Source organism: Flintibacter sp. P01028 (assembly GCF_041925235.1).
Classification (GTDB): Bacteria; Bacillota; Clostridia; order Oscillospirales; family Oscillospiraceae; genus Lawsonibacter; species Lawsonibacter aceti.
In genome coordinates this window covers 1-25,305 of sequence record NZ_JBHEVC010000010.1, presented here as the reverse complement: position 1 = coordinate 25,305, position 25,305 = coordinate 1, and the positions used below count along the sequence as shown (strand labels likewise).

The window sequence follows — 25,305 nt, the reverse complement described above, 5'->3', positions numbered from 1 at the left end:
ATATTTATGTTCTGTATACAAAGTACAAATGGCCAACTCTCAAACAAAGACATCAGGGTAATGTTTCTATTATATTCGTCCCATCTTTCTGGGACAAAGGAGGCATACCCGCCATGCAAAATTATCCTTTCTATGATGAGGCACTGGCCCTCACAAAAAAGCTGGTTTCCATTCCCAGCATGAATAACTCCGATGGTGGGGAGCGTGCGGTGGCTGATTATATGGCCGCCTGGATTCGTGAGCTCCCCTACTTTAAGGCACATCCGGATCAAGTCATCACCCAGCCCCTAAAGAACGACCCTTATGACCGCATCAACGTGGTCGCCATCGCTTTTGGTTCCCGTAGTAACAGCAACGAAACTATCATCCTCCACGGCCACCACGATACTGTGGGTATCGATGACTACGGCTCCATCAAGGAGTACGCCTTTGACTGCGACGCCCTGCCAGAGAAGATCAAGTCCATTACTAGCGACCCAGAGGTCCTGGCGGATATTGAGTCTGGAGAATGGATGTTTGGTCGCGGTTCTTCTGATATGAAATCGGGCGATGCGGTCAATATGGTGCTGATGCGGTATTTTACAGAACACCTGGATCAGTTTGATGGAAATTTGATCTTCATGACCAATCCTGTGGAAGAAAACCAGCATACCGGAATTATTGAGTCTCTAAATGTGCTGGAGGAGCTGAAGGCCAAGTATGGCTTAACCTACAAGATGGCCATGAACACCGACTTCATCTCCCCCGCCTTCCCCGGCGATACCGCCCACTACTTCCATGCCGGAGCGGTGGGAAAAATTCTGCCTTGCTTCTACATCATTGGTAAGCCCACCCATTCCGGTCAGGGCTTTGAGGGGTTTAGCGCCTCTATGGTAGCCGCTGAGATCACCCGGAACATAGATATGCGTGCCGAGTTCAGCGACGTTTACAACGGCGAGTTCGCTATGCCCCCCACGGTGCTGAAGATGAGGGACCTGAAGCCTTCCTACGACGTGCAGACCGCCTTCTCCGCTTTTGTGTACTTCAACTACTTCATCCATAATATGGAGATGGATGAGATTTTTGCCCGCCTGCGCAAGGTGGCCGAGGATGCCCTGAACACTGTGGATACCTACACAGATGAGCAGAATAAGGTCTACTGTAAGATGACCGGTGCCGACTACTACAAGCGTGAGTACCAACTGAAGGTCATGGAATACAGTGAGCTGTATGAGAAGGCCAAGGCCCTCAAGACTGACGTGGACGAGGATATCCGTGCGATCACCAAACAATCGCTTGAGGAAAACCTGGACCGCCGCGAGCTGTGTCTGAAGATTGTAGAATATCTGGCAAATAATATTTTGAGTATTAATACACCCACAGTCATTTTGTTCCTGGCACCGCCCTACTGCCCCCGAAATACACTGAAGCGCGAAATTCCGGAGGAAGGCGCGTTGTTAGACAGCGTAGTCGATCTGCTGAATCAGTTAGGCCAGGAGATGGGCGAGGAGCTGAAGATGATGCAGTTCTTCCCAGTGCTCACTGACAGCAGCTATCTGAAGCTGGATGACACCGACACCTCTATCAAGACTCTGGTGGACAACTTCCCTGACATGAAGGGCCACTATGACGTGCCCCTGGACCAAATTAAGCGGCTGAATATCCCCGCCTTCAACTTCGGCTGTCACGGCAAGGATGCCCATAAGTGGACAGAGCGAGTCCATAAGGAGTATTCCTTCGGCAAATTACCCATTATTATGCTGCGCGTCTTGGAGAAATATCTTAACGAAAAATGATACCACCGCCTTGTCGGTAATATTCTGATCCCCAGTGCGTTTTTGGATACTAAGTTTAAGGAGCGAGTATTTCATGCTGGAACCCCTGAAGAAAAATATGAAACTGTCAGACAAGGCATATCATGTACTGAGAAACGCCATTGTCTACAATGAGCTGGCTCCTGATGATGTATTGACAGAGGAAAAACTTTGCGCGGAACTGTCAATCAGCCGCACTACCGTTCGGGTTGCACTTCACCGACTGGTAGACGACGGATTGGCTGAAGTGCGCGGAAAAAGTGTGACAGTCTCCCGTCTAACGGAGGAGGACGCGGCAAGCATTAATGTTATTCGCCGGCCAATGGAGCTTCTGACTATAAACGAGCTGAGGGGACGAGTCACCCCCATGCTGATTCGCAAATTGCGCAATAGTATTGAGGAACAGCAAAATTGCAAGATGGCCGATGCCGATGACTATATGTACTATATTCAGCAGGACTATGTCTTCCATACCGCGCTGGCAGAGGCGACCGGAAATCGCTTCCTTTGCGATGTGGTGGAACGGCTTAACACACACAGCACCCGCTGTCTGATACTCAGTACCACACTGCTTTCCTCCTATAAACCGGCTGTAGTTGAGCACACCGCCATTGTGGACGCCCTGGAACGAAAAGAATATGATCACGCCTATCAGGCAATGGATAACCATTTGCGACAAATTGAGAAGAGGTACATCGACCGGACGGAGCGAAAGAAGTTAGAATAAATATTATTCAATTAAGAGGTAAGCTTTAAGATATCGTTCCGGAATATGAAACGAGAGCAGCAATCCATATCAGATTGCTGCTCTCGTTCTCTTATAACACTTCAAATTCATATTCTTCAGACTGAAAGAAAATTGCGTGATATGATTCAGAGCCTCCACAAAGGCGTTTGTCACAGATCCATTGAAGTAATTCAATGCTCTGTTATGTACTGCCGATGCAGGTTATTTGCGCTGCCTGATATTCCAAATCACAGGCAGCTCTTTCTCCAAATTATTTGAGGCAATCATGCCTTATACTCAGCTTCACTTGTTTTTTTCCAGATAATCGTTTAGCTCTGTGTTGAGGATATCGGTAATAAACATATGCCCAGGGGCATGTGTAATGACAACGGGTGGCTTCGCGTTCTCTACTGCAGCTTGAGGAGTGACTCCGCAGGGCCAAAATACCGGTATTTCTCCCTCCCGAATTTCGACAGGATCGCCGTAGTCTGGCTTCATCACATCCTTAACGCCTACCTTCTCAGGATCACCGATCTGGACCGGAGCACCGTGAACATTCGGCATTTTTACTGTAATGTCGTAGGCTACTTTGGCCTGTTCCGGGGTCATAGGGCGCATGGAGCACACCATGGGTCCTTCAAACGGTCCCGCCTTTACAGTCTGAATATTGGTCTTGTACATAGGCACATTGCAGCCCTGCTCAATATGACGCACGGGGAGGCCTGCGGCCATGAGCGCCTCCTCAAAGGAAAAGGAGCACCCGATTAGGAAGCCCACATACCCAGCCTTCCAGTATGCAGAGGCATCAGTCAGCTCCTTGGTGAACACCCCGTTCTCATACACTCGGTAACGGGGGATGTCGGTGACAATGTTTCCGCCCTGTCCCATGGCGTGGGTCTCTGGGGTGCCTCGAATGATTTCCAGCACTGGGCAGGGAAATGGGTTTTTCCGCGTGTACTCCTCAAAGTCGTCGGCGTACTCCGGAGGTAGGATCACCAAGTTAGCCTGGGCGTAGCCCCGGCACATACCGGCGGTAGGAAAGTCAATGACACCCTGACGAATTAACTGGCGGACTTCAGAGGGTTTCTTGTCTATATAAGGGGTAATGTCAAAGGCCATAATTATCATCCTTTCTGTCCTGTGGCCCCACCCGACAGAGGCAGGGCTACATTGATCACATATCCAGGGACCGGCGCAGGGTGCGCAGGGCAGCGCGTTGGTTGAGGAGAGCCTCCTGCGCGGTCTGAATGGACACTCTCTCAAACTTCACCTTGTCCCCCGCCTTTATCTGGCTCAGGAGGCGGAAGTCGGCGGAGATCACGTTCGCGATCTTGGTATAGCCACCAGTGGTCTGACGGTCAGCCATCATGATGATGGGTTTCCCCTCCGTGGGCACCTGAATGGCTCCAAAGGCGATGCCATCAGAAATAATGTTGCCATCGGTAACATGCTGGATGGGCATTCCGTCCAAGCGGCAGCCCATACGGTCAAACTCATTGGTCACCGAGTAGGTTTCCCTCAGAAATGTGGCAATACCTGAGTCAGTAAACGCATCGTCCTGAGGTCCCATAACTACCCGCAGGGTGTACACGGGGTGTGGGATGAACTCTGGGTAGATATACCGCTCGGACAGGTTCTTAGGGATGCCGGGGGCCCGGAAGCCTATTACATCGTCCTTTTGAAGCTTTCTCCCCCCTAGGCCTCCGATCTTGGCCTTCAAGTAGGTGGAGCGGCTGCCCATGACCTCGGGAATGTCCAAACCTCCGGCAAAAGCGATGTAGGCCCGGCAACCTGTCTTAGGGGCCTGAAAACGGAGTGTCTGACCTGCCTGGACAGTTACCGCTCGATAAGTTGGTACCACCTGTCCATCTAGAGCGGCCATCAGGTCCCCGCCAGTGATGGCGATGGTGTTGGCTGCATCAAAGCGCAGCTGTGGGCCCAGCATAGTGCACTCCAGCACCGCTTCATCCTCCGGGTTTCCCACCAAAATATTAGCGACGGCCGCCGCTCGGGGGTCCATGACTCCGGAAACGGGCACGCCGAACTGCTGATAGCCAACGCGCCCCATGTCCTGCACCGTAGTTAACAAGCCGGGGTTCAATACCATGATGCTCATTGTCCCCCCTCCTTTCTGGGGTGGCGCTTGCACACATAGGTGCCCGCCGCCTCTTGGGCGGCGATGGCGTCAAACTCCGCCTGGGTAATGGAATAGAATTTGATGTACTCACCAGCCTTGGGGAGGATGGGCTCCGCCCGGTCCGGTTGGTACATACGCACCGGGGTCTTACCGATGAGCTGCCAGCCGCCTGGGGAGTCGATGGGGTACACGCCGGTCTGAGAACCCGCGATCCCCACTGACCCAGCGGGGATCTTCACCCGTGGTTGCTTCAGGCGGGGGGCAGCGATCTCCTCGCTCATGCCGCCCAGGTAGGTAAAGCCTGGGGTGAAGCCCAGCATATAGATGAGGTATTCGGTGGAGGTATGAATTTTGATGACCTCCTCCGGGGTTTTTTTGTTATGCTCTGCGACAAACTCCAAATCAGGCCCAGCTTCCCCGCCATAGAGGACAGGAATCTCCAGCACGTCGCTGGGGGGAATCTGAATGTTGGAAAGCTGGCCCATCAGCCCCTTGAGTTCCTTCACCAGGTCATCATAGAGAATGATGCCAGGATCGTAATGGACCATGAGGGAGCGGTAGGTGGGAACCGTCTCGGTAATGCCAGGGATCCTGCTCTCCTCCAGGGCAATGTTAAAGGCGCGGATCTGAGCGTTAATAGCCGGGCTAATCTCATTGCCGAACTCCACCGTCACAGAGGTATCCCCGGAGAGGAGAAATTTCACTTCAGCCATATACGGCTCCTTTCTGTTCCAGTCCGGCAAGCCCGCATAACGCAGGTTTTCCGGATATCTGTTATCCTCTTAGCCAAATAGCTGCAAAATATTGGGAACAGTCTGTATACCAGAGTACAAGGAGACAGCCACCACTACTACGCCCAGCACGATCAGCGGCATGGGGTGTTTGTACTCCTCACCCACAATACGCTTGCTGCGGCTGGCGATAAGCATGACACCCAAAGTAATAGGCAGAATCAGGCCATTAAAGGCGCCGGCGACAATCAAAAGCCCAGCAGCATTGCCCACAATCACCATCATCAGGGTGGAGAAGGCAATAAAGCCCACCACAAATTGCCGCTCATATTTAGCGATGAAGGGGTGCAGGGTTTTCAGAAACGAGACTGAGGTATATGCCGCGCCCACCACAGAGGACACGCCGGCGGAGAATAGGCACAGACCAAATAAGCGGTAACCAAAGTCACCGGCGGCCAGGCGAAATGCCTCGGCAGCGGGATTGCCGCCACTGGCAGCGTCAGTAATAATTTTAGCGTTTTCCGCCAGCCACTGGGAACCCTCCATGCAGGTGCCTAATACCGCCAGGAACAGCAGAATCCTCACGATGCCAGAGGTACCACAGCCTTGGATGACACTTTTACGTACATGGCCCACGTTCTCCGGGCCAGAGATACCAGCGTCCAGCAGGCGGTGCGCGCCTGAGAACGCGATGTAACCGCCACAGGATCCGCCCAATAGAGTGGTCAGCGCAGTAAACATCTTGTTATCCGGATTAAACAAATAGTCCACACGTGTCAGCCCATGGGCAACCTGGTCCATGGGGGGCTGAGAGATGATGGCCACCACCAGAACAGTGACAAGGATAACAGCAGCTAGAATCGTGGCTACCTTATCCATGATAGTTTTGGCATTCTTATTGATAAAAATGATGATCCCCAAACAGCCCGCAACAACGGCCCCTGCCTTCTGGTCCAAACCAATCATGGCGTTGAATCCCAAGGCCACACCGCCTACGTTGCCTACGTTGAAGGCTAAACCGCCAATGGCCACCAAAATGGCAATGACCACGCCCAAACCAGGCAGCAGCTTGTTAGCTACATCCTGGGCGCGCATTTGGGAGACAGAAACCACAGACCAAATGTTCATCTGGGCGGTGATATCCATGACAATAGCCAGCACAATGACTAGGGCTAAAGCCGCTCCGTGCTGGGCGGTAAAGGTGGACGTCTGGGTTAGGAAGCCGGGGCCAATGGCCGAGGTGGCCATCAGGAAGGCGGCACCGAAGAGCACCGATCGGCTGGGTTTTGCCGAGGACTGATTCAGGATGTTAGGCTCCTTACTCATAATGTACCTCCCATGATATGAAATTTAGGGATTTCTCTCCTCATACACTCGGTCACACAATCTCAGCAATGGGGGCAATCTCCACCCCCTGGGCGCTGAGGGAGGCCCGGATGTTCTTGACAAATTCCACCGCAGAGGGGTTGTCACCGTGGACACAGATAGAGTGGGCGTCAATGGATACCTCCTCGCCGGTGATGGCGGTGACCTTGCCCTCGGTAACCATGCGGATGGTGCGGGCAATGGCCTCGTCCTTGTCATGGATCACCGCGCCAGGCTGTTTCCGGGGTACTAGGGAGCCGTCCGCCTGATAGGCTCGGTCGGCGAAAACCTCACTGGCTACCCGTAGGCCCATCTGCCTTCCAGCCTCCAGCATCTTGCTTCCCGCCAGCCCCATGAGAATGATATTTTTGTCCACCTCAACGATGGCCTCAGCAATGGCCAAGGACAAATCCATATCCTTGGCAGCCATATTGTACAAGGAGCCATGAGGCTTGCAGTGCTGCAACTTTACTCCGCGGGCCGCAGTGAACGCCATCAGCGCGCCCAACTGATACTGGATGTACGCTTTGACCTCTTTGGGAGAACACACCATGTTCCGGCGGCCAAAGCCCATAAGATCGGGGTAGCCGGGATGCGCGCCTACCGCCACGCCAGCAGATTTGGCGGCGGCCACCGTCTTGTCCATCACTAGAGGATCGCCGGCGTGATAGCCACAGGCCACATTAGCAGAGGATACATACTGGATAACCTCGCTGTCCAGGCCAATGGTATAGGCACCGAAACTCTCGCCCAAGTCGCTGTTCAGATCTACTTTGCACATAAACATACCTCCTTTTTTCTTAATATATATAAATTTAGCACAAAACCAGCATATAAGCAAGAGCTAAAAATGATGAATTTAAACTAATCTCGTTTTATTGTCCAAGGGCACAATTTAGGCAGGGCGTCTGTCTCAATCAGTGTTTCATCATCCGCTCTTTTCTTTTAACTTTTTCTTAAATTCTTTACCCAATTATATTAGAAAAATAGTGAATTCACTTAAAAACGAATCGTAGTCAAGATATGGACACCATTCAAAAAATTGTATCATCTTCATCTTAACATATGCAGTCATGGGGGCCCATAGCTGGCCAATAAAGTTATGGTAAGGCATACTACTTTTTAACAGACGCAAAGAAGCCCTGGCACCATTTTATGGTTCCAGGGCTTCTTGTTGGTGGACGATACAGGACTTGAACCTGTGACCTCCCGCACGTCAAGCGGATGCTCTACCAGCTGAGCTAATCGTCCAGACAGCGAAGATTATTATAACTGCTGTTCCCCTCCTTGTCAACCTATTTCCAAAGAATTTCCACAAATCTTTTTTTGGTATCCCGGTACCGGGAAAATTCTCTGTAAAAAGGAGACGAGCTGTGGTATAATTTGTTTTGTAGGATCTCATTTTCTCACAGGAGGAATACGATATGTTGAAATTGGACCTATCCAAGGTATCCCCCTTCCTGCCACAGGACTATGTGACCAGTCGGCAGGCCAAGCTTGAAAAAGCTGCCTCCATGTTGTCCAGCCACAGCGGACCTGGCGGCGAATTTACCGGCTGGGTGGACCTGCCCCGGGACTATGATAAAGAGGAATTTGCCCGCATCAAGGCCGCCGCGCGGAAGATCCAGCAACAGTCCCAGGTACTGGTGGTCATCGGGATCGGTGGTTCCTATCTGGGCGCCCGGGCCGTCATTGAGCTATTGGCCTCTCCCAACTATAATCTGAAGAAAAAGGACACGCCCGATATTTACTTTGCTGGCAATGGACTGTCTACTGACAGCTTGCTGGAGCTCATCGCCCTCATCGGTGACCGGGACTTTTCTGTCAACGTCATCTCTAAGTCTGGTACTACCACGGAACCAGCTGTGGCCTTCCGTATCTTCAAAGCCATGCTGGAGGAGAAATACGGCAAAGAGGGAGCCCGTGGGCGTATCTATGCCACTACAGATGCCCGCCGCGGCGCCCTGAAGGGGCTGGCCGACGCGGAAGGATATGAGGAGTTCGTTGTACCCGACGCGGTGGGAGGCCGGTATTCTGTCCTTACCGCCGTGGGTCTGCTGCCCATCGCCGCCGCCGGTATCGACATCGACGCCCTGATGGGCGGCGCCCGTCTGGCTATGGAGGAGCTCTCCGCGGGTGGGCCGGAAAACCCCGCCTGGCAGTACGCCGCCGCCCGGCACGGCCTGTATCAGGCCGGAAAGAAGGTAGAGCTACTGGCCTGCTACGAGCCTCCCTTCCGCTTCTTTGCCGAGTGGTGGAAGCAGCTGTACGGAGAGAGTGAGGGCAAGGAGGGCAAAGGCCTCTTCCCTGCCAGCGTAGAATTTACTGCCGACCTCCACTCCATGGGCCAATATATCCAGGAGGGAGAGCGGCTCATGTTTGAAACTGTAGTTAAGTTTGCCCCCAAGGGGCAATTCATCATCCCCAACGATCCGGACAACGTGGACGGCCTCAATTTCCTGTCTGGAAAGCCCCTCTCCTTTGTGGCGGAGCAGGCTATGCGAGGCACTATCCTGGCCCATGTAGACGGCGGCGTCCCCAATGTGCTGATCGAACTGCCCGCCATTGGTGAGGCCTCGGTGGGATATCTCATCTATTTCTTCGAGTATGTGTGCGGCCTGTCCGGTCATCTGCTAGAGGTCAACCCCTTTGACCAGCCCGGTGTGGAGGCATATAAAAAGAATATGTTTGCTCTTTTAGGCAAGCCCGGTTATGAGGACTTGAAAGCCCAGTTAGAGACACGGCTCTAAGCTTGTCACAAAAAATTCACGATAATCCGGTTGAAAAACTGGGCGTGATATGGTAAAGTGTTATACAAGAACGGGGAGGTTCCCCACGTCAATTCGTTTAAGGAGTGATACACATGATTCGAGTTATCATGGGCAAGAAGGGCTCCGGCAAGACCAAGCAGATGATTGAGATGATCAATGCCGCCGCTCAGACCGAGCATGGCAATGTGATCTGCATCGAGAAAGGCAACAAGCTGACCCTGGATATCCATTACCACATTCGTCTGGTGGAAGCCAGCGACTATGATATCGGCAGCTATACTGCTTTGAAGGGCTTTATCAGCGGTATGTACGCCAGCAACTATGACATCACCCATATCTTTATCGACAGTCTGACCAAGATCGCAGGCGGCGAGTGTGACAATGAAACCGAGAATTTCCTGGATTGGCTGAATAAGTTTGGTGAGCAGCATAATATCAAATTCACCATCACCATCAGCGATGATGCTGATTTGGCTCCTGACGGCGTCAAAAAATATTTCTGAGTTCGGACAGGCAGCGCCCCGCGGGTTTTCCCCGCGGGGCGCTTTTATTTTCGAAGGTCCCTTTTTCCGGCCTTTTCCACACAAAAATATGGGAGGAAATAGTTGACACCAGAAGAAAAAAGGAGTATCCTATGTCCGAAATAGAACATATGTTCTATTTCGGATTGCTCTTATCAAGCTGGAAAGGACGGTCGGGCGCCATATTTTATACACAAAAGGCCGCCCATGGGGCGGCCAGCAAAATCGAGTCCCAACGAAGCGGGTCCGTTTTGGAAAGGAGGAGCAGCAAAATGAACGCGCTCTGACTTTTTATAAAAAAGTCGGAGCAAACGATATGACCGTTTGCTCCGGCTTGGTGGAGGAGGGTGGATTCGAACCACCGAAGCTAACGCAACAGATTTACAGTCTGCCCCCTTTGGCCACTCGGGAACTCCTCCATATGAAATTGGAGCTGGTGGACGGATTCGAACCCCCGACCTGCTGATTACAAATCAGCTGCTCTACCAGCTGAGCTACACCAGCATCTCAGGTTTCTGTCCAGCAGCAAGTGGTATTTTACCAAAGGAACTGTCACTTGTCAAGCAGATTTCAAAAAAACTTTTCCAGGGCGGCTGTTTCTTTGCTCCAAAGACTACCGGACCTGGATATGAGGAGGAGAGGGCCACGACATATTTCCCAAACCGGCGGCTGCGTCCCCCGCTGGAGGACCGCCAGCAGGAGAGGGCACGCTGCCTGTGCGCTCTGTGCGGCGGGGAGCAATACCATTGGGACAGAGTCTGGCAGTGGCGCGGCAGATGGATCTGCCGCCTTTGCTGGGCCAGACTGGAAAAAGAGGAGGAGATCACATGACGCTGATGGAACTGTCTGTCGAATACCGGGCCCATGCTCGGTCCCTGGACCTAAGGATCTACCAACTGGAGTGCTGGCTGGAACGGACGGAGGACCCGGACGCCCGCAACCAGCTTCAGGAGCGGATCAAGCTGCTGGCCACCATGCTTCGGGAGGCCAGAGAGCTGGCCGTCCTTACCGAACGCTACTATGACAGGGGGTACCGCCGGAATGCCAAATACACGATATAGGAGGGGCAAGGTATACGCCGCTGACATGGCGGTGTATACCCGGCAGATGGCGGCGGACAACAGCCAGGAGGTCAGCCGCCTCAAGCGCAATCTGATCCGTGCCCTGAAAGAGGACGTGACCGCCAAGCAGCGGCAGGTCCTCCTGCTGTATTACGCCGAGGGGCTGAATATGCGGGAGATCGGTGAGCAGCTGGGGGTGGACAAATCCACTATTTCCCGGACCATCAAGCGGGGAGAGCGGCGGCTCCAACGCTGCCTGCGCTATGGGGCGGAGGCCTATTTGAAAAGCATGGACCAGGAGTAAGGGCCGCCCTCTTGTGGCTCCGTGGCCGCCTGTGTTATAATTGTGATCTCCTGTCTGGGGCTTCATGCCTCTAGGGGACAGGCTGACTAAATGGGAAAGAAGGGTAACAATGGTGCCGTATCAAGCCATATTTTTTGATTTTGACTACACTCTGGGAGATGCTACCCCCTCTATTCTGGCAGGCTTTGCCTACGGCCTGGACCAGCTCGGCTGGCCCGCCCCCGACGCGGATGAGATCCGTCGGACTGTTGGCTATCCTCTGGAGGAGTCCTATACCAAGCTCACCGGGGATCGTGACCCGATTCACCGCGAGCAGTTCCGCGCCTATTTCACCCAAGCAGCTCAGGCCCGCCAGAGGGAAGAAGCTGTCCTGCTGCCCGGCGCCACAGAACTGCTCCGCTGGCTGGGTCAGAAGGGCGTCAAGAGAGCCGTCGTCAGCACCAAGCGGGCGGACACTCTGCGGGGCATTCTGGAGCACAGGGGTGTGGCAAACCAGTTTGAGGTGGTACTCGGCGGCGACGATGTCTCCAACAGTAAGCCGGACCCCGAGGGGCTTCTGCTTGCTATGGAACAATTGGAAGTCTCGGCCTCCCAGGTGCTATACTGTGGGGACACCGTTCTGGACGCGGAGGCGGCCCAGCGGGCCGGATGCCATTTTTCGGCAGTCCTCAACGGGACCACCCCAAGGCAGGATTTTTTCCCCTTTCCCCATGTCCATATCGCTCCGGACTTGTCAGAGCTACTGGATTGGCTTAGAAAACAGGCCAGATGATCCTGTGGGGACGGCGGCATGGGCAGGACACTCCCGCCCCTTTTGTTTATAGACAGGGTTGACAGCACCGCTGAAAAAACAGTATGATAAGCACAGCGATATATACAAAAACGCAAGGGGGACCAGCTATGACTGTGAAACGTATGGGCGCGCTCCTGCTGGCGGCCGCGTTGTCCGCCGCTCTGACATCCTGTGGAAAGCCGGCAGAGGACCCAGGCAGCGGTTCTGGAGGAGAGATATCCTCCCAGGAGCCTTCTGTCTCCGTCATCGCCCCGATAGATCCAGAACCGGAACCCGTCTATCCCTATCATAATCCCCTCACCGGAGAGGGGCTGGAGGAGGATATCAGCGGGCAGCGGCCCTTCGCGGTCATGCTCAACAATTTGTCAAAGGCTCTGCCACAACTCGGCGTATCCCAGGCCGACGTGATCTATGAGATTGTAGCTGAGGGCGGTATCACTCGGATGCTGGCCGTGTTCCAGGATATAGAGGGGGTGGGCGACCTGGGCAGCGTCCGTTCAGCCCGGGACTATTACGTCAGTCTGGCCTGCGGGCACGACGCTATCTACGTCCATGCCGGCGGCAGTCCCCAGGCCTATGACGCCCTTCAGGGCTGGGGGATGTCCTACATTGACTTTGTCAACGGGCCCTATGGCGATATGTGCTGGCGGGACCCAGGCCGGCGAAAGACTGCCGGTCTGGAGCATTCCCTGCTCACCTCCAGCGAGAAAATGCTGGATCAGCTACCCAAGCGCATCGAGCGGGAACACGACCAAGACTTCCAGGTGGGCTGGAGTTTTTCCAAGGAGGCCCCCGCCGGCGATCAGCAGCATGCGACTTGGCTGACCGTTCCCTTCTCCCATTATAAGACGGGCCACTTCACCTACAATTCTGACAGCGGCCTGTATATGGTGGAGCAGCATATCAACGGCAAGGATATACCATATGTCGATGGCAGCACCGGCCAGGAGGTTGGCTTCCGCAACGTGCTTGTGCTGTACACTGACGTAGCCCAGATCAATGGCGACTCCGCGGGCCGGATGAAGGTACGCACCACCGGCAATGGGGAAGGTCTCCTCCTCCGGGACGGTATGCTCTATGAGATTACCTGGCAGCGGGACAGCCGAAATGACTGCTTGTCTTTCTTAGACCAGTCCGGGGCCCCGGTAAGCCTGGGTGTCGGGACCAGCTATATCAATCTGGTAGACACATCGGCCGAGGTCAGTTGGGGCTGACCTCTCTGTTCGGTTTTGGAGTGGTACCAAAAGAGAGGGGCTCCCATGCCGGCAGCCATGATAGGTCTGCAATCCAGGGCCGTCCGGCGGCAATCTGTCGGACGGCCCTTTTATGGAATAGATAATTTCCTGTTTTCCGGTATCTTCAAAGGAAAATTCCCTGGCGACCGCTTGCAAAGGATGTGCGTACAATGGTATAATGAAACAAAAATGGCGGTCATGTTTGACTGATGTCGTTTGATCCTCTCCCAAATGGTATTGGGAGGGAGTTTTTGTGCGGAAAGGAAGTGGGATCCAGCGTGGACGGTCGAAGTCGCCATCAGGACACAGAGATATGCTGCCACAGACAGCAGGCGGCGGGCTTGGCCGGGTTGATCCGGATGCTGGTCCGCCGCCGGAACAATGTTTAGCCAGGCCTTACGGTTCTGGCTTTGGTCTGTCCGTGCGCAGCCACAGGCGCTGAGATCATTTTGAAGATGATAAAGGGGCTTCTCCCCTATCTGTCAGTTTCAAAATGACCTCTGGCCTGTGGTTTTTTGTGCCCCACTTTCACATAAATTCGGAAAGGGGAGAGCCATATGCACGAAAACTATGACTTGGAGCTGCTGATGGAACTGGTCCGCCAAAAAAAGTTTCGCCAGTTGAAAGAAGCCCTGGGCCAGATGAATGAGGTAGACATCGCCGAGTTTTTGGATGAACTGGATGTAGAACAGGAGATCCTGGTCTTTCGCCTTCTGCCCAAAGACTTAGCCGCGGAGGTCTTCACCTATCTGGAGAATACCGAAGACCAAGAGAAGCTGATTGGCGCCCTCAGCGATAAGGAGCTTCGGGAGGTGCTGGACGAGCTGTTTCTGGACGACACGGTAGATATCATTGAGGATATGCCCGCTAATGTGGTGTCCCGTATTCTGCGGAATACCGATACCTCTACCCGCAGCCAGATCAATCAGCTTCTCAATTATCCCAAGGACTCCGCCGGTTCCATTATGACCACAGAGTTCGTATACCTCCATCCAGACGCCACAGTGGAGCAGTCCTTTGCCCGCATCCGCCGTGTCGGACTGGACAAGGAGACTGTGTATACCTGCTATGTTACCCAGAACCGTGTCCTGCTCGGCGTAGTCACCGTCAAGACTATGCTCTTGTCCGCCTATGAAACCCGTATTGGCGATATTATGGAAACCAATGTCCTCTCCGTGACCACCCATGAGGATAAAGAGGATGTCGCCCAGATGTTCTCCAAATATGGTCTGACCGCCCTGCCCGTGGTGGATGGCGAAGACCGCCTGGTGGGCATCATCACCGTTGACGACGCCATGGACGTCATTGAGGAGGAGACCACTGAGGACTTCGAAAAGATGGCGGCCATTCTGCCCTCTGACAAGCCCTATCTTCGTACCGGCGTCTTTGAGACCTGGAAATCCCGCATTCCATGGCTTATGCTGTTGATGCTGTCCGCCACCTTCACCGGCATCATCATCACCAGCTTTGAATCAGCCTTGAACGCCTGCGTGATCCTCACTTCTTTTATCCCCATGCTGTCTGGCACCGGGGGCAACTCCGGCTCTCAGTCCTCGGTGGCGGTAATCCGTGCCCTGTCCCTGGACGAGGTGGAGTTTTCCGATGTGCTCGCCGTTTTGTGGAAAGAGATCCGGGTGGCCGTGCTGTGCGGCGTCTGTCTGGGGGGCGCCAATTTCATTAAAATGATGGTGGTGGACCGCTGGCTTATGCACAATCCAGAGGTCACCCCTCTGGTGGCTCTGGTAGTCTGTCTGACTCTGATGTTGACCGTGGTTTGCGCCAAAATAGTGGGCTGCACTCTGCCTATGGCCGCCGAGAAAGTCGGCATCGACCCAGCAGTCATGGCTGCGCCTTTTATAACCACCATCGTGGACGCTCTATCCCTGCTCATCTATTTTGCTATCGCTACTCATGTGCTGGGCATATGAAGCGCAGTAAGGCAGCCGCAGGCCAGTCTGGCTTGCGGCTGCCTTTTTATTGTCCTGACTTTGAGATAGATAACGGCGCAAAATCATCTTTATCTTTCCCTTCATGGTTTGTGTCTTCAACCGCGATTATGGAATGCTTTGGACCGCCCGCTTTCTATACGAACTGTATTATTTATCCACTTATTTTCTTTTTGTTATAAATTGGAAAGGACATTTTTTACAGGACTCCTATCGGAAAATATATTTTGTCCGCAGGATCTCTCTCCTCACACGGATATGGTATTGAAGAAAATTTTGGATGTGATACAATATATAGGAAATTACTCCAAAAAAAGGAACCCTTTTTCAGCAGGACAGTCCGCTTTTCGTCCATGTCTATGGATTTCGCCGCTTTCAGTTAGGAGATTCCATAGGTACCCGCTTCCCACAGTATCAGTAATGTTGTCATATTGTTAGATAGAGAGATTGATATGAAGCGAGAATACCTGGATCGGTCCGTCTACGACGCTGTTCAGGACCGGTTTGATTATCTGTTTCAGGAATTTGAGAACATCTATGTTTCCTTCAGCGGTGGCAAGGACAGCGGCCTGCTGCTAAATCTGCTGATGGACTTTAAACGCGCTCATTATCCGCACCGGGTCATTGGCCTGTTCCACCAGGATTTTGAAGCCCAGTATACCGTAACAACCGAGTATGTCACACGGACCTTCGAGCGGCTGCTGCCGGAAGTAGCCCCCTACTGGGTCTGTCTTCCTATGGCCACCCGTACCGCCCTTTCTAGCTACGAGATGTTCTGGTATCCTTGGGATGATAGGCACCCTGAGCTTTGGGTGCGGCCTATGCCAAACTACCCCTATGTAATCAACATGGAGCGGCCCTTTAACCACTACCGCTATCGGATGCATCAGGAAGACCTGGCTAAACAGTTCGGCCGCTTTTACAAAGAGCAGCAAGGGGGTGGAAAAACGGTCTGCCTGTTGGGAATGCGAGCCAGCGAATCCCTGCAGCGGTATAGTGCCTTCCTCAATAAAAAATACGGATATAAGGGCGAGTGCTGGATATCCAAGCAGTTCAAGGATGTATGGTGCGCTTCCCCGCTTTACGACTGGACCAATAGCGATGTATGGGTGGCCAACGCTCGTTTCAGCTACGACTATAATCGACTTTACGACCTTTATTATCAGGCGGGGCTGAAAATCGACCAGATGCGTGTAGCTTCTCCTTTCAACGACTACTCCAAGGATGCGCTGAACCTGTACCGGGTAATTGATCCAGAGATCTGGACTAAGTTGGTAGGTCGGGTTAGAGGTGCCAATTTTGGCGCTATCTACAGCCGCACCAAGGCCATGGGTTACCGCAATATCTCTCTTCCTGAGGGCCATACATGGAAGTCCTATACTCTATTTTTATTGGATACCCTGCCAAGTCGGCTTCGGAATAACTATGTCAAAAAATTTAAGGCCTCTATCCGATTCTGGCGTGAAACAGGGGGTGGCCTATCTGAAGAAACCATCCGGGAGCTTGAGGAACACGGGTATCAGATTCAAAGAAATGGCGTGTCCAACTATACATTGGACAAGAAGTCCCGTGTTATCTTTGCCGGGCCCATTCCGGACCATACAGATGATATTAAAAGCACCAAGGATATACCCAGTTGGAAGAGGATGTGTTACTGCATCCTAAAAAATGACCATACCTGTCGCTTTATGGGCTTCGGGCTGACCCGCCAGGAGCAGAAACGTATCGACCTGATCAAACGAAAATATGGGGGGATCATGGATGATAATTGATGGATTTTCTAGCCCAGCATACCATATTATCGCTGTGCCCTTTGAAAAGATCGTCCCCAATACATACAACCCCAACAGCGTCGCTCCCCCGGAAATGAAACTTCTCTACCTTAGTATTTTGGAGGATGGCTATACCCAGCCTATCGTCTGCTATTATTCCAAAAAGCAGGACTTGTACGCTATCGTGGATGGGTTCCATCGCTGGCGTATTATGAAGGAGCACCGGGACATTTATGAGCGGGAACACGGGATGTTGCCCGTAGCCGTGATTGATAAGCCGCTGTCTAATCGAATGGCCAGCACGATACGTCACAACCGAGCCAGAGGTTCTCATAACGTGGACCTGATGAGCAATATTATCAAAGAGCTACACGAGTTGGGGCGGTCAGATGCCTGGATCGCCCGCCACTTAGGTATGGATCGGGACGAGATCCTGCGGCTCAAGCAGATCACAGGTCTTGCCGCTCTGTTCCGAGACGTACACTTCGGTCGGGCGTGGCGACCTGTGGACGAGGATGAGGAGTCATTGTCTCCAGAGAACAGACCAACTGTACCCGCCCTGTCAGAGAACAACGAAAAGCAGCCAGTGTGAAACTTTTTTCCTTCACGCGGAACGCACCAACGTAATGGTCCTATTTTTACGCGCCGGTATTCAAGTTGTCTTGTGTGCCTTCTGCTTCTGGGTATAGCCCGCAGTATATTGATTGGTATTCCAAGCATCCATCTTCCCTCTTGCGGATCTTGCCCCCACCATTGCTTTCTTGTTTTCCATGGCAGCTTCCCGCGCTTGTAGATGTATGCAATACCATAACATCTAAAAATAGGATAAGTTTCTAAAATTATTACTTCTGTTTTATGGAGTCTTTCATAAGTTTAATTTTGAACCGTCGGCCATCTTCCAAAGTATCTATTAATAGTAGGGGCCCAGGGACGTATCTCGTCCCTGGGCCCCCACTGTTCTCTGCTTTATTTTGATTGCTTCGCCACTTCCTGACAGAACATCATAAAGATTTGTGCTACCTCGGCACGGGTGGCCCCGGCGGTAGGCGCCAGGGTGTTGTTCCCCTTGCCGGACAGCAGACCGGCGTTCACCGCCCAGTCCAGACCTTCCAGCGCCCAGCCGGAGATGGAGGTGTAGTCGCTAAACTCCCGGATGGACATACCGCCCTGGGTGGTGTCATACTCTTTCATCTGGGCATAGCCGTACAGGATCAGGGCCAGTTGTTCCCGTGTAATGGGATCGTTGGGGCCGAAGGTGTCGCCGTAGCCGGACACGATGCCTTCGTCGGCCGCCCAGGAAATGGCGTCGGCGTACCAGGCGCCCTCCGCCACGTCAGCGAAGTCAGCCCTGCCGGCTGCGGGCTTGCCCTCCAGGCTGTACAGCATCTGGGCCACCATGGCACGGGTCAGGGTGCTGCCGGGGGCGAACTCCCGGTCGGACACACCGGACATCAGGCCGTTGTCCAGGGCGTAGTCCACCGCCTCGTGGTACCAGGCGTCCTCGTCCACATCCCGGAAGCCGGCGGCGGGGCAGGTATCCTGGTGGTCGATCTCCACGAAGGAGGCCTCAATGGTGACCTTGGACCGGGGCATCTTGAAGGTATACCTGCCGTCTCCCTTATCGGTCAGTTCGATCTCGTCCCCGTTCTTGTCGGTGACGGTCAGCTCGTCCAGCTCATAGCCCTCGTCGGGCTTGACGGTGATGGTCACCGTCCGGCCGCTGGAGGCGCTCCTGGGGGACACGGTCACACTGCCGTTGTCAATGTTCTTGTCCACGCTGATGGAGTAGCTGCTGGAGCCGCCCCCGCCACTGACCCTGGATACGATGCTTACATTAAACCAAGTGCTGTGCCCCTCGTAAGTAACATTAATGCGGACGGTACCAGTAGTGCTGGAGTCAAAGCCGGATACCATATCCGCAGTAATGTCCACAGTTTTAATACTACCGTCCTCATATTTGACCGCAAGGGTTGCGCCGGTCAGATCAAGTACGTCGGCGCCTACAGTGTATTGAACCGTGGTGGGATAGGTGGCGATTTCGATACCTACGATGCTATTCTTGTCGTCGAAGCTCGCCACGCCGTCATCACCTGTGACAGCCTCCCGGACAGTACCGTCGCCGTCAACCACAGAGACGGTCATTGACGACACCGGCATGCGGTCATCGGCGGACAGTACCATAACAGACACATTCTGATCATTGTTATCCTGGGGAAGCCGAACCTGAATCTTGCCATCACCCATGGACACCTTGGCTCCTACTACGTAGATAGGCTGACCGTCCACCATACTGGTCACTCTGACCAGATAAGAGGGGGCACTTTCCCCCTCACCCTCGACGATGGCGCTGCCGCCGCTGTTGGTTTCGTTGGAGGTGATACCGGTAGCGTCCAGGGGCAGGTCGGAGTCCACACCCATCCCGTACAGAGCCGCCACGTTGTCGGCGGTCAGGGCCACGTTGTACACCTTTACCTCGTCCAGGTTGCCAAACAGACGGCCCCGGCTGTGCTGGGCCCAGTTGTCATAGCCCAGGTCGTAGTAGGAGGCGTTGGTCAGGCCGCCGATCTCAAACTTCGCCATGTCGTCCAGCATATCAGTACCCACAGTGCCCTGGGCCTTCTGCTCGCTGTCCACATACAGGGTGGTGGTGCCGGCAGTACCGTCATAGACCACCACATAGTGGTGCCAGCTGCTGTTCATAGCTATGGCTGTATCGGATTTAACGACGCCCGCGTTGCCGTCCACAGAGCCTACAGGAGTAGTAACAATAGAGGGATTCGTACTTTCGCCCGCACCTGGACGCTCCTTACCGGTGGTATTGAACTGTGCTACCACGGCAGGGCGGTTGTCAACGCCGAAGACGCCCATAACCGGCATATAGTTGCTCGTAATTCGGGGGCTGGCGTGCCAGAAGCTAAAGGAGATCTGGTTGTCTACGGCATCCTTCAGATACTCCATACCCTCCTCATCCAGATAGGCCCGGGACACGTCGTAATCCCGGAAGCCGTCGAAGAAGATAGACGCGCTGTCCCTCCCATCCTTATCCTTGTCGGTCTGGGTCAGGCCGCCGTACAGCAGGTCAATGCCGTTGCCGCTGTGGTCCTTGATGGTGCCGGCGGCAGAACCGTGAACAGGGGGGGCGCCGGCCACCAGGTCGGCCCCGTCCATTTTGTAGTACAGGACGGGATAGGGTTCAGCACTCTCAGGGGCGGTGTTTTCCACATAGACGGTCATGGTACGGGTCTCGCCAGTCTCAGAGGTAACCTTAAAGTCCACAGCCCCGGGCTGCTTGCCCATGAGATATCCGGTCTTAACAGTGATAGTCTGGCCGGAGATGGTATAATCCGCCTCAGTCAGGCCCTCGGCCACCACGGAGGTTGGGGCGCTGGCAAAGCTGACTTGGGTGCTGAAGGAGATGTCGGCAGGGGCCGCCTTGTCAAAGCTAACCACACCGGGGGTAAAGTGCTCCCGGTCCTCGGTAACAGTGACCCGGATGACTCTCTCCCCATTGGCAAAGGTCAGGGTGATCAGATTCTGGCCCAGCCCCAGCTCTACCAGCGCATCGTGGCTCAGGGTAACAATGCCGTCATCCAGGGAGAAGTCCCCGTCGCTTAGGCCGGAAACGGCCTGGAGGTCGCCGGCATTTTCTACCGCAAAGGTCAGGTCCTGACCGCCGGATAAGCCGATCTCAAACTGATACCGGGGCAGATAGAGCTCGTTGTCTGTAACAGGTTTAGCCGCATACAGCTTTTCAATATCAGCCTGTGTCTTGTAGCTGTTGTACACCCTCAAATCGTCGATGGCGCCCACATAGCGGCCCCGGACGTTGGTGTCGCTCCAATAGCCCTTGCTGTTTTGGCCGCCGATCTCCACATGACCGATAGCGTCAAAGAGTTTTCCGGTCTCGGCGTTGCCAGTTTCAGCGGCCCGGTCAGGCTTATATTCCGTGGTCACGCCGTCGGGGCCGGTGATGTAGATCCTGCGGAAGGCAGATGCCTTGCCGGCAACGGTCTCTGTGGTGTTGCCATCCCAGGTCATGACCACATGGTACCAACCATCTTCATTCACGGTATTAGTGTTCTGGATACGCTGGTCGCTGAGGCCAGGGATGGTGGCGCAGTAGTTGAGGGTATTGCCCCGATATTCAGCCACCATCAAGAAGCGGGTGTCGGTGCCGTAGATACCAGCCACAGGGGACCAGGCAGCGGTGTAGGGCAGGCCCTCCTTGGTCTGGGTAGCGTCGGGCTTCATCCAGAAGGACATGGTGATCTGCTTGTCAATGTTCTTGTTCAGAGCGTCGATGCCCTCTGCGCCCAGCCAGACCCGGGAGTACTGGCCGGAGTCAGCAGTACCGTCGAAGTACAGGGCGCCCCCTTCCAAGCCGTCCACGCCGTCCACGGGAGTCACGTTCTGATAATAGGACTCATAACCCTTGGCGCTCTCCACTAAGGTTCCGTCGCCGCTGAGGGTATTGGCGTCCAGAGTCCAGTGGAGGACGGGCACAGTACTAGGATCCACAGCACCCTCGCCATACAGGCGCTCCTGAATCTCTTCCTGGCTCCAGGCTCTATTATATACCGTCAGAGAGTCCATCAGGCCCCGGAAGCCACCACGGGTGGTCCAGTCCTCTGCAGCGGCGGTGCTGTAATATTTCTTGTACTGGGTGCCCACATAAAACTGGGAGATTTGGCCCAGAATGTCGGCCGTTACGGTCTGAGAGGCCGCCTCCTGTCCGTCGATATACAGCTTGATGGTCTTGGTCCCATCATCATAAGTGGCGGTGTACATGTGCCAGTTGTTGGTATAGGCGGCCCCGGCGGCAGAGCGGGCATGTTCACTGCTCGTGCCGTTGGCCACATCCATTTGGACGGTCATTTTGCCGTCTGCCTGTAGAGGATTGCTGCCGCTTTCGCTGTCATAGGTCTCCACTACGCCCAGGGGGCGGGCATCAGCCCCGTAGAAGCCCACCATGGACATCTTATTGCCATTTTCGATGTTGGCGTTGGCCCAGAAGTTGATGGTATATCCATCCCGCAACACACTGTTGAGCCAAGCTCCATTCTCGGTGTCCAGACGGACGTAGGTGGGGTCCTTATAATTGTGGCCATCGAACAGCAGGGCGCCATCTTCGTTGGCCTGGTGGTCCATTCCGAACTGGGCAGCGGTGGTGTAGGCGTCCACGCCATAAGGGCTGGTGTCCTTCACCGTATTGCTGGACACGGTATCCTTGGCGAAGGTATAGCTCAGGACGGGGACCTGACCATCGGTAATGGTCAGCGCCAGGGTCCCACTAGTTCCGTCGGCATACTCGACCGTCAATTCCTGAATCCCACACTTCTGAGCAGACAACCAGTCAGCGCTGAAGGTCAAAGTGCCGCCGTCAATGGTCACCGCAGTTTCGTCCAGCATCATGATGCCGGTGACCGCTTGATCCGCATTGACGTTCAGGTCCTGTCCCGCATCCGCGGTCAGGTCAAAGACGGGATATGCGGGCTGGAATCCAGTAGGCTCCGCTGCGGGGGCTGGGTCAGCCTTGCTGGGGAAGGGGGCCGGCTCGGTATCCAGAGTTCCGCTCTTTTCCTCATAGGCCGTCTTGACCTGCTCGGCGGTCAGGACACCGGAGTAGATGGTCACATCGTCCACCGAGCCGATGAGCCGACCCCGGTTATTCATGTCCAGCCACAGCTTGGCCGCGCCGCCTCCGATCTCAAAGTAGTCGAAGGGCTTCTGGATCAGGTGGCTGCTGTCAACTTTATAGGTACTGATCGCCTCTCCGTCATAGTAGAGAGTCCCATAGCCCTCGGTCTCGGTGACGGTGTAGAAGTGCCAGCCGCTTTCCTTTGGATAGAGCGTACTACCGCTCTCGTAGTAAGTTCCTTCATCCCCAGGGGCCCCCACGGTAGCACTTCCAATCCCGTTGATGACATACTTCATCTTGTTCCGCCAGCGCTGTTCAAAGACGCCGGCGTAGGTGCCGTCGGCCCGGTAGAAGCCGATGAATGGATCGAAGTTGCCGTCACTCTCCGCTCCAGTGGCGATATTGGCCCAGAAGCTGTAGGAGTAGGCGGTGTTGCCGGTCTTCTCCTGGATATAGTCGATGGCCTCCCCCTCCAGATAAAGCCGGTCGGGCTGGGCGGGGTAGTTCCAGGCGTTGAAGGCCAGAGAACCGTCGCTTTCGCCCGCGGCACCCTTGTCTGACTTAGTGCCCTGAACTACGGCATCGTAATTGCCCAAAGTATCCTTCATATAGGTGACACCGTCCTTCTCATACAGGTCGGCATCATCCATGGAGTAATGAAGAATCTCCTCGGCGGGGCGCTCCACCGTAACCCGGGTGAACTTGTAGTTTTCATCCCGACGATACAGACTGGCGGTGGTTTCGCCATCGGCCACATAGTAGTAGCCGTTGCCAATAGAGGCAATGCCAGTGGTGGCGCTCATGGGCATCTGCCCGCCGCAGACCATGGCGGTGATGCCGGTGTCGCCGCAGACAGTAGGTTGACAATCGTTGCCGCAGATACACTTAAGCACGCCATGCTTACCGATGGGATATTTGCCGTCCACCTTATACTCCTCGGCCTTGGCCACAGCGGCGTCATGGGCATCCTGGTCAGAGTTTGTGTTGCTCTGACCTACCTCGATCTCCCGCTCCTCGGGGGACTTGCTACCGTCGATCACATACATGGTGCTGCCCTTACTCCAGGGCTGCTGAGGCCCATAGGTGTAAAGAACGATGTCGCCGGTGTCCCTGTCGTACTCGATATTCTGGGCACCGTAGCTGGTGGTGCCGGTCCAGGCGTACAGGGTATCGGCGGCGCTGAGGATCTCATCCTCCTCATAGTCAGGGCTCAAGCCACGCTCATAGGTAAAACGGCGAAACACAGAATCACCAGTCTGGTTTTCCGCATCATATGGCTCATCAAAATCCTCAGGGTCATAAACCTGAAGGACATTGTAGTTGTTATCATAACGGCCCTTCCAGTAGTCATTGTTGCCATATACGCCGTAGGCCACGAAGAGATACATCTTGCCATCGTCGCCGCCAGGCATGGGGGCGAAAGTGACGCCATCAATACCGGAGCAGCCGAACTTATGGCCCGCTTTCTCCTCGTTGGCCGCAAAGCCATTTGTTTTGTCATTCACCTCGTCATTCAAAGGATCCCGGAAGTCGAGGGTGGGCTCTTTCAGAAGAATGCCATACACGCCGGAGTCCATCTCTTTTACATCCATCCCCACCTCGGTGATGGCGTCCTCATCAAAGGCGGCGACAAAGAACTTGGCGCCAGGCTCTTTGTACTCCAGAGAACCATAGATCCTGCCGTCATAGTAGGCCAGACAGCCCAGGTGGGCCCCTCCCGGGGTGCCAAAGCTTCCCTGGCCGAAGCCGCCGACAGAGCCGACAACTTCCCCTGTCTTCATATCAACCTTAGCAAGAGCACTGGTATAGGAGAAATACATATACTCCATTTTGTCATCCACGCAGATGCCCTGCAAATGGGAGTTTCCGCCACATAGGTCTATGGTGTCATAATGCGTATAGCCATTTTCCAGGGCGATCTCCCACATCTCCTTAATCTCGTCTTCTGGCAGTTCAACGGCCGACACTGATTGGGCCATCCCCACTGGAAATAAGCTGGCTACCAGTGCCAGTACCATAATTCGAGCCAGGACTCGCCGCCACAGGCTTGGGGTATGATACTTCTTTTTCACGTTTGTCCCTCCATCATTCAAATACTTCTCACATATTCGTTGTCAGTCCGACAGTATCGTTTTTCCTTCAGCGGTTGAATATTCAGCATTTGTCGGCCTCTTTTTATACTGTTGGTCGCTCCCGCCATCCTGACGGTGTCCCTTGTCGCACCTCCCTCTCCACTCTATTTCACAGTATCACGACTGCCCCGCTGAAGAAAGTTCCATTATGATAAATCTAGGTAAAATTATCGGTTCATGTTGACAAAAAAGCGCGCTCCGCCCCGGAAACCCGTTGCGAAGCGCGCATATTTAGTACAACAGGCAGACTTATTCTGTCTGTCTGTCTGTCTGTCTGTCTGTCTGTCTGTCTGTCTGTCTGTCTGTCTGTCTGTCTGTCTGTCTGTCTGTCTGTCTGTCTGTCTGTCTGTCTGTCTGTCTGTCTGTCTGTCTGTCTGCT

General features: G+C 54.1%; 18 protein-coding genes and 3 tRNA genes. 12 read left to right on the top strand and 9 right to left on the bottom strand.

What is annotated here, in order from left to right:
- The first annotated feature begins 113 nt into the window (after window positions 1–113).
- Together ACEVJK_RS13360 and ACEVJK_RS13355 are read left to right on the top strand one after the other, a co-directional pair.
- Entirely contained in the window at window positions 114–1,775 is a 1,662-nt protein-coding gene (locus ACEVJK_RS13360; protein ID WP_374740784.1) for a M20/M25/M40 family metallo-hydrolase, read from the top strand.
- A gap of 73 nt (window positions 1,776–1,848) precedes the next feature.
- On the top strand, window positions 1,849–2,520 hold the full coding sequence (locus ACEVJK_RS13355) for a GntR family transcriptional regulator (protein WP_147573400.1): 672 nt from the start codon (window positions 1,849–1,851) through the stop codon (window positions 2,518–2,520).
- A gap of 303 nt (window positions 2,521–2,823) precedes the next feature.
- Here ACEVJK_RS13355 and ACEVJK_RS13350 read toward each other — a convergent pair whose 3' ends face one another.
- The 6 genes from ACEVJK_RS13350 to ACEVJK_RS13325 form a co-directional block, all read right to left on the bottom strand.
- The gene (locus ACEVJK_RS13350; RefSeq protein ID WP_147573401.1) at window positions 2,824–3,639 is read right to left on the bottom strand and encodes a putative hydro-lyase; all 816 of its coding nucleotides are present in this window, start codon (window positions 3,637–3,639) and stop codon (window positions 2,824–2,826) included.
- 55 nt (window positions 3,640–3,694) lie between these two features.
- On the bottom strand, window positions 3,695–4,636 hold the full coding sequence (locus ACEVJK_RS13345) for a biotin-dependent carboxyltransferase family protein (RefSeq protein WP_147573402.1): 942 nt from the start codon (window positions 4,634–4,636) through the stop codon (window positions 3,695–3,697).
- Window positions 4,633–5,370 (bottom strand): 5-oxoprolinase subunit PxpB, encoded by a 738-nt coding sequence (gene pxpB / locus ACEVJK_RS13340; RefSeq protein WP_147573403.1) that lies wholly within the window; start codon window positions 5,368–5,370, stop codon window positions 4,633–4,635. Before pxpB ends, ACEVJK_RS13345 begins: the two co-directional genes overlap by 4 nt.
- Window positions 5,371–5,439: 69 nt before the next feature.
- Entirely contained in the window at window positions 5,440–6,714 is a 1,275-nt protein-coding gene (locus ACEVJK_RS13335) for an NRAMP family divalent metal transporter (protein WP_147573404.1), read from the bottom strand.
- A gap of 52 nt (window positions 6,715–6,766) precedes the next feature.
- Entirely contained in the window at window positions 6,767–7,534 is a 768-nt protein-coding gene (locus ACEVJK_RS13330; RefSeq protein ID WP_374740783.1) for a LamB/YcsF family protein, read from the bottom strand.
- A gap of 394 nt (window positions 7,535–7,928) precedes the next feature.
- Window positions 7,929–8,004, bottom strand: a tRNA-Val gene (locus ACEVJK_RS13325).
- Window positions 8,005–8,177: 173 nt separating this feature from the next.
- Between ACEVJK_RS13325 and ACEVJK_RS13320 the strand changes: the two genes are divergently transcribed.
- Both ACEVJK_RS13320 and ACEVJK_RS13315 read left to right on the top strand, forming a co-directional pair.
- The gene (locus ACEVJK_RS13320; RefSeq protein WP_374740782.1) at window positions 8,178–9,503 is read left to right on the top strand and encodes a glucose-6-phosphate isomerase; all 1,326 of its coding nucleotides are present in this window, start codon (window positions 8,178–8,180) and stop codon (window positions 9,501–9,503) included.
- 113 nt (window positions 9,504–9,616) lie between these two features.
- A complete protein-coding gene (locus ACEVJK_RS13315) occupies window positions 9,617–10,027 on the top strand; it encodes a hypothetical protein (RefSeq protein WP_147573407.1) in 411 nt (136 codons plus the stop codon).
- 353 nt (window positions 10,028–10,380) lie between these two features.
- Here ACEVJK_RS13315 and ACEVJK_RS13310 read toward each other — a convergent pair.
- Together ACEVJK_RS13310 and ACEVJK_RS13305 are read right to left on the bottom strand one after the other, a co-directional pair.
- A tRNA-Tyr gene (locus ACEVJK_RS13310) sits at window positions 10,381–10,464 on the bottom strand.
- A 9-nt stretch (window positions 10,465–10,473) separates the two neighbouring features.
- Window positions 10,474–10,549: transfer RNA gene (locus ACEVJK_RS13305), tRNA-Thr, on the bottom strand.
- A gap of 323 nt (window positions 10,550–10,872) precedes the next feature.
- On the opposite strand from ACEVJK_RS13305, the gene ACEVJK_RS13300 reads away from it, so the two are divergent.
- From ACEVJK_RS13300 to ACEVJK_RS13265, 8 genes are all read left to right on the top strand, one after another.
- A complete protein-coding gene (locus ACEVJK_RS13300; protein ID WP_147573408.1) occupies window positions 10,873–11,106 on the top strand; it encodes a hypothetical protein in 234 nt (77 codons plus the stop codon).
- Complete coding sequence (locus ACEVJK_RS13295; RefSeq protein WP_147573409.1) at window positions 11,087–11,410, top strand: sigma-70 family RNA polymerase sigma factor; 324 nt, start codon at window positions 11,087–11,089, stop codon at window positions 11,408–11,410. The genes ACEVJK_RS13300 and ACEVJK_RS13295 overlap by 20 nt, the downstream gene beginning before the upstream one ends.
- A gap of 109 nt (window positions 11,411–11,519) precedes the next feature.
- A complete protein-coding gene (locus tag ACEVJK_RS13290; RefSeq protein WP_186853402.1) occupies window positions 11,520–12,182 on the top strand; it encodes an HAD family hydrolase in 663 nt (220 codons plus the stop codon).
- A 128-nt stretch (window positions 12,183–12,310) separates the two neighbouring features.
- Entirely contained in the window at window positions 12,311–13,417 is a 1,107-nt protein-coding gene (locus ACEVJK_RS13285; RefSeq protein ID WP_147573411.1) for a DUF3048 domain-containing protein, read from the top strand.
- Between the two features lie 272 nt (window positions 13,418–13,689).
- A complete protein-coding gene (locus ACEVJK_RS13280) occupies window positions 13,690–13,827 on the top strand; it encodes a hypothetical protein (protein WP_186853400.1) in 138 nt (45 codons plus the stop codon).
- A 168-nt stretch (window positions 13,828–13,995) separates the two neighbouring features.
- A complete protein-coding gene (gene mgtE / locus ACEVJK_RS13275) occupies window positions 13,996–15,366 on the top strand; it encodes a magnesium transporter (protein WP_147573412.1) in 1,371 nt (456 codons plus the stop codon).
- 470 nt (window positions 15,367–15,836) lie between these two features.
- The gene (locus ACEVJK_RS13270; RefSeq protein ID WP_374740781.1) at window positions 15,837–17,156 is read left to right on the top strand and encodes a phosphoadenosine phosphosulfate reductase; all 1,320 of its coding nucleotides are present in this window, start codon (window positions 15,837–15,839) and stop codon (window positions 17,154–17,156) included.
- Window positions 17,146–17,748: an IbrB-like domain-containing protein gene (locus ACEVJK_RS13265; protein ID WP_374740780.1), complete on the top strand. Its 603-nt coding sequence runs from the start codon at window positions 17,146–17,148 to the stop codon at window positions 17,746–17,748. Before ACEVJK_RS13270 ends, ACEVJK_RS13265 begins: the two co-directional genes overlap by 11 nt.
- A 374-nt stretch (window positions 17,749–18,122) precedes the next feature.
- On the opposite strand, the gene ACEVJK_RS13260 is transcribed toward ACEVJK_RS13265, so the two are convergent.
- The gene (locus ACEVJK_RS13260) at window positions 18,123–24,866 is read right to left on the bottom strand and encodes a LamG-like jellyroll fold domain-containing protein (protein ID WP_374740778.1); all 6,744 of its coding nucleotides are present in this window, start codon (window positions 24,864–24,866) and stop codon (window positions 18,123–18,125) included.
- Window positions 24,867–25,305 lie beyond the last annotated feature (439 nt).

Coding starts and splice junctions, on each gene's coding strand:
- ACEVJK_RS13360 (WP_374740784.1), top strand. CDS start 114: ATGCAAAATTATCCTTTCTATGATGAGGCACTGGCCCTCACAAAAAAG.
- ACEVJK_RS13355 (WP_147573400.1), top strand. CDS start 1,849: ATGCTGGAACCCCTGAAGAAAAATATGAAACTGTCAGACAAGGCATAT.
- ACEVJK_RS13350 (WP_147573401.1), bottom strand. CDS start 3,639: ATGGCCTTTGACATTACCCCTTATATAGACAAGAAACCCTCTGAAGTC.
- ACEVJK_RS13345 (WP_147573402.1), bottom strand. CDS start 4,636: ATGAGCATCATGGTATTGAACCCCGGCTTGTTAACTACGGTGCAGGAC.
- pxpB (WP_147573403.1), bottom strand. CDS start 5,370: ATGGCTGAAGTGAAATTTCTCCTCTCCGGGGATACCTCTGTGACGGTG.
- ACEVJK_RS13335 (WP_147573404.1), bottom strand. CDS start 6,714: ATGAGTAAGGAGCCTAACATCCTGAATCAGTCCTCGGCAAAACCCAGC.
- ACEVJK_RS13330 (WP_374740783.1), bottom strand. CDS start 7,534: ATGTGCAAAGTAGATCTGAACAGCGACTTGGGCGAGAGTTTCGGTGCC.
- ACEVJK_RS13320 (WP_374740782.1), top strand. CDS start 8,178: ATGTTGAAATTGGACCTATCCAAGGTATCCCCCTTCCTGCCACAGGAC.
- ACEVJK_RS13315 (WP_147573407.1), top strand. CDS start 9,617: ATGATTCGAGTTATCATGGGCAAGAAGGGCTCCGGCAAGACCAAGCAG.
- ACEVJK_RS13300 (WP_147573408.1), top strand. CDS start 10,873: ATGACGCTGATGGAACTGTCTGTCGAATACCGGGCCCATGCTCGGTCC.
- ACEVJK_RS13295 (WP_147573409.1), top strand. CDS start 11,087: ATGCCAAATACACGATATAGGAGGGGCAAGGTATACGCCGCTGACATG.
- ACEVJK_RS13290 (WP_186853402.1), top strand. CDS start 11,520: ATGGTGCCGTATCAAGCCATATTTTTTGATTTTGACTACACTCTGGGA.
- ACEVJK_RS13285 (WP_147573411.1), top strand. CDS start 12,311: ATGACTGTGAAACGTATGGGCGCGCTCCTGCTGGCGGCCGCGTTGTCC.
- mgtE (WP_147573412.1), top strand. CDS start 13,996: ATGCACGAAAACTATGACTTGGAGCTGCTGATGGAACTGGTCCGCCAA.
- ACEVJK_RS13270 (WP_374740781.1), top strand. CDS start 15,837: ATGAAGCGAGAATACCTGGATCGGTCCGTCTACGACGCTGTTCAGGAC.
- ACEVJK_RS13265 (WP_374740780.1), top strand. CDS start 17,146: ATGATAATTGATGGATTTTCTAGCCCAGCATACCATATTATCGCTGTG.